We start from the raw sequence: 13,229 nt of genomic DNA, 5'->3' as shown, positions 1-13,229 counted from the left end.
TCTTGCGAATCAGTGCGCGGCACATTCTTTAAATCAAAGTTGGTAACGGCGAACATTTCCCCCGCACCTTCGCAGTCGCTAGCAGCAATAATCGGAGTATGAACCCACAAAAAACCGCGTTCTTGAAAAAATTGGTGTACCGCCGCCGAACAAGCATTGCGGACTCGAAAGACAGCACCGTGGGTGTTTGTGCGCGGCCGCAAATGCGCGATTGTCCGCAAAAATTCAAAGGAATGGCGCTTTTTTTGCAACGGATAAGTTTGCGGGTCTGCATCACCGTAAACTTGTACTTGTGAGGCTTTCAACTCAATTCGCTGTCCTTTTGCCGGAGATGCTACCAGCACTCCTGACACTTCTAGAGATGCACCTGTATTCAGTTGTTTCAGTACATTTTCAAAATCTGGCAAATCGGAATTTATGACTACTTGCAAGTTGGCCATCGCCGAACCATCGTTGACTTCGACAAAGGCAAACTCTTTCAATTCGCGCTTAGTACGAACCCAGCCTTGAACAGTTACAGTTTCGTCGGGTTCACCTGAACGCAAAATTGCTGCTATTCGTTGATTTGTCATAATATCCACTCCTGTTTATTTAATATTTTGCACCATATTTCTCTCTTTTCTCTTCCTCTGCGCCCTCTGCGCCCTCTGCGGTAAATAATAAAATCAAAAATCCCAACATTGTTCAACCTGCATAGGATTTCAAAATCCAACCGATCAAAATGCCGAGTCCCCCAAAGCGGACTGCTTGCCAAAAAGGTTGTTTTATGCTCCCCCAAGAAAACAGGCTGCTTTCTAAATTCAACTCGATAGTTTCCAATTCTTGCTCAATTTCCCGCAATTCTTTTTTGAGTTGTGGCAATGGATTTCGGCGCCCCGACTGGCGGATTTCTTCGCGCCGATGGCCGAGTTCGACTTGGCGCTGTCGATCGACCTGAATTTGAGTGTACCGTTCTTTGACTGCCGCGAGCGATCGCTCCACTGCTGCGAGCGCTTGAACAAACTCGCTTTCTTGCTCTTCCGGATTTAACTCTGACTGCTGTTGAGGCATTTCGATCTGCAAACCTGACAATAATAAAAAAAACGATTTCCAATTAAATTGTTATTATATGCAGTATATTTTCTAAATTAACGAACTCTAGCCAAATAGACATAAGTATAGCAACTTTATCGGCATTTAAAACGTTTTTAATTGCTGAAACCCTTGATTTTATCGCATTTTCCTTCTTCTTTCTTCCTTCTTCCTTCTTCCTTCTTCCTTACCACCTATGCTTGAAACTACACAAACAACCCAAACTGTCAACCTCAACGAGCTGAGCACGGTAGAACTAGCCCAAGCTCTAGCCGCGCGCCTCGCCATCCACGAAAAAGATTGGCACCGCCTCAAAGCAAACCGTTCTGCGCGGGCCTGTGAGCAAGCTGCGGCCGCTTTGGTGTTTTTGCTCAAAAAACAGCCTGAAGAAGCTCTCCCGCGCTTACAACAAGCAGCAGGATGGCTGGATCGATCGATATCTGCTCCTCCCTGTCCCACCCACGGCAAATGATTAGATTGCTTCGTTGTTCCTAACGCTTTGCGGTTTTGATTCTGGAGTTTTGACTTGATTAGTCGCTCAAAACTTAGACAATCGCGCCCCTCGATCGAGCAGCGCGATTGTGAGTTCAAAAGATTTATACTTTTTTAACTCAAAACTAACATTTTGCATTATGATCAGCTATCAATAGCCAGAGAGTTCAAATTCTCACTGCAAACTTCAGTCCGGGAACGAAAAAATTTCTAGGTCTAGCTGAGGTAAAAACTGCTGCTAAATAGCAGTTCTAGCGCAAGCGAGGCAGCCGATAGCGACTGGGAAGTTCTTTGCACAGCCGTAACTCTGTACCTTGAGAATTCCACTCTACCCGATCGAATATTTGGTAAAGAATAAACAACCCCCTACCGCATTCCTGTTCCACATGGGGTAGTCCAGAGTTATCTGCAACGTCCTCTGCTAGGAGACTGTCGCAATCATCGGTATAAAGGTTACAACTGCAAGGGGCCTTAAAGCCAGAACCTTCATCCGATATCACCCACCAATATTGGTTTTGGACGATCGAAAAACGGACTCCAACAGTTTTACCGGGGTCTAACTTGTTTCCATGCTTAGCAGCATTTACCAAAGCTTCTTGAAGCCCCAACCGCAATTCCGCTTGCCAGTGATCCGGAAGCTCTGCTAGGAGCAGATCCAAAATAGGACAAAGGTATAGGGTAGAAGCGAAGCTAATCGTAATCCAATTGCGTCCGACGGGACGAGGTGAAATAGCAATCACTCAGAAAACTCCCTAACTTTCAGGTGGATAAAGTTCACACCCTGCATAGTTGGCTCCCTAGTATTCAAAATGCTAATTAATTGAGCGGCGCAGCTCTACTTCTATCTTAGAGTATCCAAGCAATTAAGAACAGCAAACCACGTCACAAAATATTCAGCGATTCTGAGAAACTTCTGCAGAGAACCATCAGTAATTTTACTTATAGGTTCTCCCAGCAGCGAAATTTTTGATCTCGGCTTTGGCCAACTAGCAACCAAACGGCTAGCTGCATCCCGGAAGCCGTCAACACATCTTGAACAAACGATCCCCACCTGGAAAAGCTCGCAAATAACTATAAAAAAGTCGATCCCTTGACCCTCCCCAATCAGGTTCGACCCTCGCACCCCTAGGCAAGCGCCATCGCCCAGAACTTCCTCAGACCGCCAAACAGCCAAATCATCATACCTAGGTATGTTGCAGCCAAAACCCGATTTATTATCCCAAATGCGATCGGGCAAAATATCTCCCATTGCTGCGCCCCTCCCAAAATCAATATTTGTTACAAAACTTATTAATCCTGAGTACGGGAGATCGCGATCTCCCGCACTCGCCCAAATTGACCAATCCTTTGCTGGCGGAACTCCGAGGCGTTGATCAAACTATATAAATCTGAATATCGCGATACAATAGTTAAAGTAAATAATTATTTCTTTACATTATGCAAACAACCCCAGCCATCACCGCAGCCCCCATAGCCGGCACTTACTGGCAGTGGCGGGGGCATTCAGTGTACTACGTTCGATCCAGCGATCGGCATCCAGAACGCCCTCCCCTGCTGTTAATTCACGGTTTTGGAGCATCCACAGACCACTGGCGCAAAAATATCAGCGGCCTGAGCAAAGATTTTGAAGTTTGGGCGATCGACCTGATCGGATTCGGGCGATCGGCAAAACCCGAATTGCAGTATAGCGGCGACCTCTGGCGCGACCAACTCCACGACTTTATCACCAACATCATCGGCCGACCCGCCGTACTAGCCGGCAACTCCCTCGGAGGCTACGCCGCCTTGTGCGTAGCAGCCCAGCGCCCCGAATCAGCAGCCGGACTCATATTAATCAACAGCGCCGGGCCCTTCAGCGAACCGCAGCCGGCACCCGAAGCCCCGCCCTTGCAAAAAGCCATATCTGCAGTAGCTAAAACCTTATTTCAGCAAGATTGGGCAAGTTTTCTGCTGTTCCAGTACGTGCGCCAGCGATCGACAATTCGGAAAACCCTAGAAAAAGTATATCTCGACCAAAGCGCCGTCACAGACCAATTAGTAGAAGAAATATACCTTCCCTCCTGCGATCCCGGTGCCCCCAAAGTATTCGCATCCGTATTCCGAACACCCCAAGGCGAAAAAATCGACGTATTGCTAAGTCAATTAAACTGCCGATTGCTAATGCTGTGGGGAGAAGGCGATCCGTGGATGAATTCCACAGAAAGAAGTGCCAAATTTCGCAAACACTATCCGCAGTTAACAGAACACTTTATCAAAGCCGGTCACTGTCCCCACGACGAAGTACCAGAACAGATAAACGAACTGATTCGCGCATGGATAATTGACCAATAATCGATCGGCACATAGATCATTTTCCCCCAGCCATCTCCTCCCTCGGAGAGGGGGAAATTTCTCCGATTTGCAGTAGAAATTTATGTATTGTGCCAACACAAACGCGGTTAATTTCTCTCATATATTCTGAGGAGACGGAAACAATGACCCGCAAAAAGAATCGCCGCAATTTTATATTGAGCAGTATAGTTGTTGCCAGTGGCATTGCAGGTGCTAAGGCGATCGAACAGCAGGATCGGGAAATCGCAGCCGCACCCAATAACCAGGCGGCCGCCACAGTAAAAATGCCAGAACGACTGTTAGGCAACACCGGCGTGAAAGTGCCGATTTTCGGTTTGGGGGGAGGCGGACAAACACCGCTGTCGCAGAAGGGCAGAGAAGCAGAAGCGGCGGTACAAATTGAACGCGCGATCGAACTAGGCATTCGCTATTTTGACACGGCGGCCGAGTACGGGCCCAGCGAAGAAAACTTAGGCAAAGTTTTGCCACCATATCGATCGCGCCTATTCCTAGCGACAAAAACCTCCGCCAGAGACAGAGATGGCGCGTGGAGAGACTTAGAGAGATCGCTCAAAAGATTGCAAACCGATCGACTAGACTTGTGGCAACTCCACCACGTCTCATTCCAAGCCGAATTAGACCAAATTTTCAGTGCCAAAGGAGCAATAAAGGCGATCGAAGAAGCTAAAGATCAAAAAATAATTCGTTTTTCCGGCATCACCGGACACCACGAACCTGCTATCATTGTGGCAGGCCTGGAGCGCTATCCTTTCGACACAACATTAATCTCCCTCAACGCCGCCGAAAAACATCATCCGCGCTCCTTTGTTACCAGCGCTTTACCAGTAGCCAAAGCCAAAAACATCGGCGTCATAGCAATGAAAATACCCGCTTACGGCAAATTATTTCAAAACGGTGTTTTAGATGGAATGCACCAAGCAATGGGGTACACGCTTTCACTTCCCGGCGTGCACTGCTGCATCATCGCCGCCGACTCAGTAAAGCAATTAGAAGAAAACTTAAAAGTCGCCCAAGCATTCCAACCCCTGAACACAACAGAAATGGCAGCACTTGAAAAACGCACCGCCGCCGCTTGGCAAGAAAATACATTTTTCAGACAGTGGACTTAAGATATCAACTCCAAAATTCCCTTTTTCATCTGTGTTTATTTTAGTGTTTTTATTGTGGCGCGGGCGGGACGCCCGCGATCTCAAATCCACGCTTCATCGGAATTATTCATCTCTCTTGTCTCCCTCTGTGTTCTCTGCGTTCTCTGTGATTAAATCCTTCCGATCCAAGCGGAAACGATATGAATCATAGTTTTGTATGAAAACTCAAGTCCTCACTACGAACCTGCAACGTTTATGTTACCAAACTTAATATCATCTGCGGTGAAAGTACCTCAAATCACAAAACAAGGCGAGCCAACCCGGTCGCCTTGTTTATTATCATAAAAAATGCACTTTGTCAACAGCAAAAAGCTACTTTTTTTTCCGTTTCGCCTTATCTAACCGCCTGCGATCGCGCCACTCAACAGAAGTCAAATAAGCGACACCGCCAGTCACAGTTAGCAGCAGTACAAAGGCAACTAAAACGAGAATATTAGCAATCGAAAATTCCACAACCCCTCTTCCTCTGATTTTACATTTTCTACTTTCGATTTTAGATGAAAAATGTTAACAATTAACAGTTGAATATAGACGGCTAACTGTTAATTGTTAACACTCGATTCAAACTGCTGGCAAATCTGACAAAATTGTAAACCTCACATGGTTAATTGCCAGACTCCCCACGGAAACATCCTCCTTGTTCAAAGGGAGACCGCCGCTCGTGAGACTTTGAAACCGAATTCCCTTGCCAATTTCTACGTGATACCAAGCCAAACCCATAAAAAATCGCAACGGATAAGGGCCTCTGTCTTGAATATCATCAGGATTAGATTCCATCGGCACCCAGCCAAAACCCGGAATGTAAAATTCCAGCCAAACGTGATTGAAATCCGGCTCCAGTGACACACCTTTTCTGTCAGCAAAAGCCGGACACTTATAGCGCCCGATCGTGCGGCAAGCAATCCCGTTTAACCTAGCCAAAGCCAACAACAAGCCCACGTACTCGCCACAAGAACCGATGCCCCGGCGTAATACAATATCTGGAGTGTCAATGTGAGGCCTAATCCCGTAAGAAAGTTGGTCGTAAACAAAATTGCGAATGCTCAGTAACTGCCTGAGAATATTAGTTTCTGAGCCAATGGCAGCCACAGCAGCCGATCGCACAATCTCCGTATCCATCGCCAAATTGTCATTATCCACCAAATACTTAGCTGCAAACTCCGGCGACAACTTCGGACTCTTTTCGACATCCCGAGGCGACAACTGATACTTAATCGATCGAACTTCTAACAAAGCCTTCCAGCCAAAAATTCGGCGTTCCCCAGGGTGCAGCCGATCGAACTTAAACACCGCCACCCGTTCCCCTTCTTGAATTTCCTCAGTAAAAGGCATTCCGATCGGCGTAATTTTCCTGACCTTTTGTCGGTGAGTTTCCGAAGGCAAAGCAATCCGCCACTCCAAATTTTCGATTTCTACCTCATCGAGGGGAGACAGTTCCTCCACATAAGACATTTCCATCAAAAAACCGTTTGACAAAGCGTACCGCTCAGCTTCATTGTAGTGAAAAGACAAGGGCTGAATAAAAGTGCGATCGCGCTTGGTCAACTGAAAAGGATCTTCCGAATTCGGGTCATCCCGGATGTAAAGTTCATCCCCGGCATAAGCCACGTACAGAACATCCTCCCCCGTTTCGGAATCCTTGTTAAAAGCCAAACCCGAAGGCGACTCAAAGGGAGTCAAAACGCTAAATTTAATCTCTCCAGTTCCCCGTTCCAAACAGTAAACAGTTTGCTCAGTTTTGTCGCAAACCCAAATTTCCTCATCCCGGACTGTGATATTTTCTACCCCAATACCGGGAGCATAAAACCGAGTAATTTCCCGACCAGTTTTCAGGTCAAAAACCAGAATCGAGTTTAATCTCTGGCAAGTCACATAAAGCGTAGATTTCCAAACAGCAATCCCGTCAGCAGGATAAGAAAGTGAAACAAAATGTTCCGGTTTGAGTTCAGCGATCGCCCCGTCCCGAATTGCGCCCCGACAGCAACAAATATCCTCATCCCGCGCAAACCAGAGAGTATCTTCCGAAATAGCCAGCCCCGTTGCGCCGGTAAACTTAGCCGTTTGAAATGGATTCAAAACAGTAGTGTTGTCACTTTCTCGATCGATCTCCAATAGCAGCCCTTCGGCGCGATCGACAGCGAACAACCTATTTCCTAAAAAAGCAATGCCGTGCAGTGCCAAGACTCCGATGGGTCTTACCATCCGCAGCCCCGAAGGCTGTTTGTCCGAGAGAACAGGTGAATCGAGATTCATGCTAAATTTCTTGCCGGTATTGTACACAAAAACTGATTTGTAACTTGTAGCCGATCGCTTGAGGTTCACCAGCACAATTGCCGAGTTTCCTGATATCCAGGACTGACGCATCAACCAGGTGTTTTTACGAAAAGAGGCGTTGTAGCCTCTTGCTAGAGTTAAAAGACCCCGAATATTAGTCTTTGTCAAAGTTGGGTTTAACAAGCTCAACCCAACCTGCAGCAGTGAATGGAAGTAAGTATAACTACTAAGCTACCACTGACAAACGCGACAGAGAATTCTATGTTGAGCAGATCGACCCAAATAATCGTATCTGCCTGAAGATATAAATTAAGTACAACAGATTACGATATCCGTCAAAACCTTGGATAGAATAAAACCGTGCGATAAAGTTCCTAGGTTCACCAAAAGGCAGGTTCGTCATGGCTTTGAAGTCTGCTCTAAATATCGGTGCTCTTTCATTAATTCTGTCTTTAGAGGCAGTTGCCGCCGGTAGTTTTTTAATACCAGCAGAGGCTCTCAACAGCCCCGCAAACCTTGTCCAGCACCCATCCAGACCCCAGCTACCCCTCAACTGGCAAACAGTTCAACTCCCTCAACCCAGCGGAAGCAGACCGAACAGCCAGCAATTGGGAGCGGCGTGGAATAGCTTTCAACCGCCGGAGGACGGAGTACCCGGAAGGCGGGAAGGGGGAGGAACCCGCGGCTTAGAATGCCCCACGGCCACAACTGCCTTAACTGCCTTGATTCCCCAATCAACTATGGGGCAAACCATATCAGCAAAGCCAACATTTTTCTACTACCTTCCCGTAGCCCTCGACAAAACAGTTCAGTTTGAGTTAGCAGACCAAAGGGACAAAACACTATACAAAAAAAGTTTTCGCATGGTAACTAGCCGTGGAGGTGTCGTTAGCGTCAGCCTCGGCTCCGACGACAACTCGCCAGCCCTGGAAGTTGGCAAAAACTATCAATGGTACTTTACTATCAAATGCAACCCCAAAAATACACAAGATGATGTTCTCGTTTCCGGGTGGATCAACCGCACTGCTGTCGCTCCAAGCGTGAAAACAGAGTTGGATCGATCGCCCGATCTCACCAAGCTCAGCATCTTCGCCCAACAAAGTCTCTGGTACGAGTACCTGGCAACTCTAGCTCAATTGCGTCTCCAGTCTCCCAGCGATGCCAGTTTAGCGATCAAGTGGTTAGAAGTGTTGAACTCAGTCGAACTCGGCAAAATAGCCCAAGAACCCTTAGTCGCCAGTGAAATAACACCGATCACAAGAAAATAATTCAATACCAGTTTCACGCAAAAAATGCAACGGTAGGCCCGTGCCCCAAACCCTGATAGCCATAAGTCATTGCCAATTCTAAAATCTAAAATCTAAAATCTAAAATCTAAAATGGTATGAGGGGTGCAGCAAGTACGAAAAGCTCGGTTTCGATCGCGGTATTTGGCAGCGCCACAGATGATTTTTGCCTCTTGCGGGTTGTTTGGTCGATCGCCCTAAATAAATTAAAATTTGTGTACTGATCAGAAGTTCGGACTTCTGGCATCTTGAAAAGCGGACGGTGGAAATTTTGATGGTCAAATTTCGCCTAATACTAAATGATAAACTGGCATAGTGAAACAGCCGATAAACTTATTTTAGAGAAATTATTAATTATGCGCCCGAATGCAAATATTGCACTATTTCGGTTGGGGATTTCACTTCTAACTGCACTGCCGATGACTTGCTTTTATGCCAATAAAGCTATATCCCAAACAAACGATATTTCTCTGTTGCCTGTCGTCGCTGACAACTCAGCAGATACGGGCAATCAAGTATTAGCACTGCAAAAACTGGAAATCAAGCAGGATGAAACAGCAACAAACTTAAATCAGCTTCCTGATGCGATCGAGACCAACCCTGAACCCGAAACACCATCGAACCCCGCCGATAACAGCCAAGAAGCCTGTTCCACAAGCAGTTTGATTGATTGTGCTACGGGCATCTTGCCCGTAGCAAAAAATCTCGTTGACAACGATCCCCAATGTCAGAACCAGCTAGATTGCAATCATGTTTTAGCCCAGAACCAACCCTCGCTGCCTCCAAACCTGCCACCGCCGCCGACGGAGCCCGATCCAAATCGCGATCGATTTCTGCAACCAGCCCCGCAGCCTTCCCCAGAACCTCCCCAAGTACCACCCACAGTAGCGCCGCCGTCCCCGTCGCCAGTTCCCCCAACCCTGCCGAATACACCAATTGAGGTGAAGAAAATTCAAGTAGTTGGCAGCACAATTTTAAGCCAAGACGAAATTAATGCCTTAGTCAACCCGTTAGAAGGCCGTTCTACCACCCTAGAACAGCTCAAACAAATCGCCGACAAAATTACCGAAATTTACCTCAATCGTGGCTACATCACTTCGAGAGCAGTCTTGCCGCCCCAAACTATCACCGCAGGAGTAGTCCAAATTCAAGTTATTGAAGGCAAGCTAGCCCGAATTGAGGTAGAAGGAACTAAAAGATTGCATCCTAGTTACATCCGCAGCCGGATTCGACTCGGTGCGGGAATGCCTTTAAGTACAGCTTCATTAGAAGACCAACTCCGGCTGCTGCGAGTCGATCCTTTATTTGACAATGTAGAAGCCAGTCTGCGGGCTGGGGATAATGAAGGAGAGAGCATTCTGATCGTCCGAATCTCGGAAGCTAATCCATTTCAACCTACTTTCAGCATTGACAATTACTCGCCTCCCAGTGTCGGTTCCGAAAGATTGGGAGTTAGTTTGCGGCACCGCAATATAACAGGAAATGGCGACGAACTGGCGGCCGCTTATTATCGATCGATCGGCGATTCAGACGTGTTTGATTTCAGCTATCGCGTGCCACTAAATGCGATGAACGGCACTTTGCAATTGAGGGCGGCACCGAACCGCAACAGTATTGTACAAGAACCTTTTGACAGTTTTGATATTTCGGGAAAATCGCATTTATTTGAAGTTAGTTACCGCCAGCCACTGCGGAGAACACCGATCGAAGAATTTGCCTTGTCTGCTGGTTTTACTTATCAGACAGGCAGAACTTTTGTCGGTGGCGAACCGACTCCTTTTGGCCTCGGCCCGGACTCCAATGGTGTCACCACTACGAGTGCAATTAAGCTGGGACAGGACTACATTCGCCGCGACCCGCAGGGTGCTTGGGCATTGCGATCGCAATTTACGATCGGCACTAGCTTGTTTGATGCTACTCAAAACGAAGGTTCCGATCCCGACGGACAATTTTTGAGTTGGCTGGGTCAAGTGCAGCGAGTACAGCGATTGAATGACAAACATTTATTAATTTTGCAGGCAGACTTGCAGTTGTCAGCTAATAGTTTGTTGCCTTCGCAGCAATTTGTAATTGGCGGCGGGCAATCTTTGCGCGGCTACCGCCAAAATGTCCGTTCTGGCGATAACGGCTTCAGAGTTTCGATCGAAGATCGGATTACTTTGCAGCGCGATGCTTCGGGAAATCCCAAACTTCAATTGGCTCCCTTTTTGGATGCGGGTACGGTGTGGAATGTTGCGAACAATCCTAATACATTAACCAATCAGACATTTTTAGCAGGTGTAGGTTTGGGGGTCATCTGGGAACCGATACAGCGAGTAAACCTGCGGGTAGATTACGCTTTTCCTTTGGTGAGAATTAGCGATAAAGGCGACAATCTGCAAGATAACGGCATTTACTTCAACATAATTTATACGCCATAAGGAGAGAGGGGGGGAAAGAGAGAAATCTTCCCTCTTTCCTCTTCCTTATTCAACATCCGATATTAATCGCCGACTTCCCCGACAACTTCCGCAGCAGCCTGAGTTTCCAGCCAGAGTTTGAGCAGCAAGAGCTCCGCCCGATCGCCCAACACAGTCGCAAACACCCCATCAGCCCCCTCAGACTGACCAGAAATCCACGTACCGCGCAGAGTCACTTCTACAAAGTCAGCATCAGCAACACAAAGGGCGATCGCATCGTTGTCGTTTCGGCGGGCCTCAGATTCCAACAGAGACAGCGCCGGCAAATTCGCGGGCAGCAAAAATGCCGCAGTGCTCGGTTCGACGCTGATGCTTTGACCAACTCGCATAGCCAGCACAACTCGCAGCGCCACTAACTGTTCGGGAGATTGAGCCAAACGCTCGAGGTTAAAGCCCGTTTCAGTGTAAGTCAACTTCAGCATATTGACAGCCCTAAATTTGGAATTGAAAGTTAAAAATTGGTAATTGAAAATTGGCGATCGGGAATTTGGAATTGCGATTTAGGGCAGATTTTAGATGAGCATTACGCATCAACTTAAAATCTAAAATCTAAAATCTAAAATCTAAAATTCTTCCCATTCCCTATTCCCCAATTTGATATTCGTGCCAAAACAGTTCGGCAAAAGCAACAGTGGGGTGTATGGGGGCCTTCGGCTTAGTTCGCAGAGACATTCCAGCTTCTACGGGAGTTCGATCGCCCTTACGAGAATTGCACCGTTCGCAAGCAGTCACCACGTTGTCCCAAGTATGCGGGCCGCCCTTCGATCGAGGCATGACGTGATCCAGCGTCAAATGCCGATTGCTACCGCAGTATTGGCAAGAATGAGCGTCGCGGCGCAGAACTTCCCGGCGATTGACCGGGGGCACTTTCCACAGGCGTTCCCTGTTACCAAAAGTCAAGCGGATTTGTTCGGGTACGTGGATGCTGCTGCTGGGCGATCGCACCAGCCAGCCGTTGCCAATGCTAAAATCAAGAGGTTCAGCCTTGCCTGTTACCAACAGTACGATCGCCCGTTTGATGTTGACACGGCTCATTGGTAGGTAATTCTGAGAAAATACCACCACAGATTGCCTCAATACATCAGTTACTACGGTCACGGCTTGCTCCTCCTCATTTGGATTTTAGATTTTAGATTTTAGATTTTAGATTTGGGATTTTCGGTGCAACGCCTACATTGGCTACATCTGATTTTTTGCCAGTTCCCCAAGCCGATCGAATTTATCAAATACCCAATCAAATGCCCCCGCTTCTCTTACTTAGAAGCGGGGGCCAGAAAAACTGCTAAAGGCAAATTTTCATCCTGTCTTGGTACAGTAGTTTAGCTGTACCTCCCGCTTCGCGTCTCTCGATATGGCTGTGCCACTTGACCGTGCTGATCTACCTCGTTGTCGTTAATTTCTGCAATTTCTCCTAATCCACTATAACCGTGTTTATTTAGGGCCAAGCCCGCCCACGAGATCGCTGCGACAGTCGCAAAACCCGTGCTAAAGACGTGCCGTAACGACTCGGAGCGACCCGTGGGGCGATCACACTTCTGTTGATAGGTGGAGTAGGTGGGGAGAAATTTCACTGTAGGCAGAAGGTGGTTAAGAGGCTTTCAATCTAGCTGTAAACATACTACACTGATATTACACATATGTCCACCCGTCACGGAGAAAAAATTATGCATACCCTACCTAGAACCTCAACCACCGAAATGGAAGTCACCAGCATTCGACTCGAAAGAGAGCTCAAGGAGAGACTTAAAGAACTCGCGGGCAATCAAGGCTATCAAGCTTTGATTCGAGATTTGCTCTGGAATTACGTGCAGCAGAAGTCTGGAGAGTATCGGCAGATGTTTTCTAGATCGGATATTCGAGCCAGCATTAATGCCACAGCACAGCAGGAGGAACGCTGCGCGCTTACAGGAGAGTTGATTCGACCGGGCGGGCCGATGTTATTAGGCCTGACAATGCACGGCGAAATGGTGCCGCTGAGTATAGGGAGTATGGCTGGATAAACCAGTTTATCGAAAATTTGTGAGAGCGATCGGCCTGGGGTGAAGGCCCCAGGCGCTGAAGATGGGTTTCCGAAGCATTTCAAGGAGATATATTTAACGAACCGCGAAGACGCGAAGTGCGCGAAGCAAGATTAGAGAAGGAAGAAG

At 47.4% G+C, this 13,229-nt stretch carries 13 protein-coding genes; 6 read left to right on the top strand and 7 right to left on the bottom strand.

The window, feature by feature from the left end:
* Together QUA24_RS19380 and QUA24_RS19375 are read right to left on the bottom strand one after the other, a co-directional pair.
* The coding region (locus QUA24_RS19380; RefSeq protein WP_333231370.1) for an OB-fold nucleic acid binding domain-containing protein at positions 1–572 on the bottom strand (572 nt) is incomplete at its 3' end.
* 112 nt (positions 573–684) lie between these two features.
* Positions 685–1,050: a DUF2203 domain-containing protein gene (locus QUA24_RS19375; RefSeq protein ID WP_333083402.1), complete on the bottom strand. Its 366-nt coding sequence runs from the start codon at positions 1,048–1,050 to the stop codon at positions 685–687.
* A 217-nt stretch (positions 1,051–1,267) separates the two neighbouring features.
* On the opposite strand from QUA24_RS19375, the gene QUA24_RS19370 reads away from it, so the two are divergent.
* On the top strand, positions 1,268–1,543 hold the full coding sequence (locus tag QUA24_RS19370; protein ID WP_333231368.1) for a DUF6439 family protein: 276 nt from the start codon (positions 1,268–1,270) through the stop codon (positions 1,541–1,543).
* A 271-nt stretch (positions 1,544–1,814) separates the two neighbouring features.
* On the opposite strand, the gene QUA24_RS19365 is transcribed toward QUA24_RS19370, so the two are convergent.
* Positions 1,815–2,303: an anti-sigma regulatory factor gene (locus QUA24_RS19365; RefSeq protein WP_333083403.1), complete on the bottom strand. Its 489-nt coding sequence runs from the start codon at positions 2,301–2,303 to the stop codon at positions 1,815–1,817.
* A 697-nt stretch (positions 2,304–3,000) separates the two neighbouring features.
* Here QUA24_RS19365 and QUA24_RS19360 point away from each other — a divergent pair.
* Together QUA24_RS19360 and QUA24_RS19355 are read left to right on the top strand one after the other, a co-directional pair.
* A complete protein-coding gene (locus QUA24_RS19360; RefSeq protein ID WP_333231366.1) occupies positions 3,001–3,894 on the top strand; it encodes an alpha/beta fold hydrolase in 894 nt (297 codons plus the stop codon).
* Between the two features lie 143 nt (positions 3,895–4,037).
* Positions 4,038–5,024 (top strand): aldo/keto reductase, encoded by a 987-nt coding sequence (locus QUA24_RS19355; RefSeq protein ID WP_333231364.1) that lies wholly within the window; start codon positions 4,038–4,040, stop codon positions 5,022–5,024.
* Between the two features lie 351 nt (positions 5,025–5,375).
* On the opposite strand, the gene QUA24_RS19350 is transcribed toward QUA24_RS19355, so the two are convergent.
* Together QUA24_RS19350 and QUA24_RS19345 are read right to left on the bottom strand one after the other, a co-directional pair.
* Positions 5,376–5,516, bottom strand: coding sequence for a hypothetical protein (locus QUA24_RS19350; RefSeq protein ID WP_006631167.1), 141 nt, complete (start codon positions 5,514–5,516; stop codon positions 5,376–5,378).
* Positions 5,517–5,624: 108 nt separating this feature from the next.
* Positions 5,625–7,316, bottom strand: coding sequence for a transglutaminase domain-containing protein (locus QUA24_RS19345; protein WP_333231374.1), 1,692 nt, complete (start codon positions 7,314–7,316; stop codon positions 5,625–5,627).
* Between the two features lie 422 nt (positions 7,317–7,738).
* Here QUA24_RS19345 and QUA24_RS19340 point away from each other — a divergent pair, with 422 nt between their 5' ends.
* Complete coding sequence (locus QUA24_RS19340; protein WP_333231362.1) at positions 7,739–8,605, top strand: DUF928 domain-containing protein; 867 nt, start codon at positions 7,739–7,741, stop codon at positions 8,603–8,605.
* Positions 8,606–8,922: 317 nt separating this feature from the next.
* Positions 8,923–11,043, top strand: a complete 2,121-nt coding sequence (locus QUA24_RS19335; RefSeq protein ID WP_333231360.1) for a ShlB/FhaC/HecB family hemolysin secretion/activation protein — start codon at positions 8,923–8,925, stop codon at positions 11,041–11,043.
* A 62-nt stretch (positions 11,044–11,105) separates the two neighbouring features.
* Here QUA24_RS19335 and QUA24_RS19330 read toward each other — a convergent pair whose 3' ends face one another.
* Positions 11,106–11,504: an alr0857 family protein gene (locus QUA24_RS19330; protein ID WP_333231358.1), complete on the bottom strand. Its 399-nt coding sequence runs from the start codon at positions 11,502–11,504 to the stop codon at positions 11,106–11,108.
* A gap of 160 nt (positions 11,505–11,664) precedes the next feature.
* The gene (locus QUA24_RS19325) at positions 11,665–12,180 is read right to left on the bottom strand and encodes an HNH endonuclease (protein WP_172189167.1); all 516 of its coding nucleotides are present in this window, start codon (positions 12,178–12,180) and stop codon (positions 11,665–11,667) included.
* Between the two features lie 566 nt (positions 12,181–12,746).
* On the opposite strand from QUA24_RS19325, the gene QUA24_RS19320 reads away from it, so the two are divergent.
* Positions 12,747–13,082: a ribbon-helix-helix domain-containing protein gene (locus tag QUA24_RS19320; RefSeq protein WP_039886507.1), complete on the top strand. Its 336-nt coding sequence runs from the start codon at positions 12,747–12,749 to the stop codon at positions 13,080–13,082.
* Positions 13,083–13,229: the final 147 nt, after the last annotated feature.

Source organism: Microcoleus sp. Pol12B5 (assembly GCF_036701335.1).
In the GTDB taxonomy this organism is placed as follows: domain Bacteria; phylum Cyanobacteriota; class Cyanobacteriia; order Cyanobacteriales; family Microcoleaceae; genus Microcoleus.
This window is presented reverse-complemented; position numbering and strand designations above follow the sequence as displayed.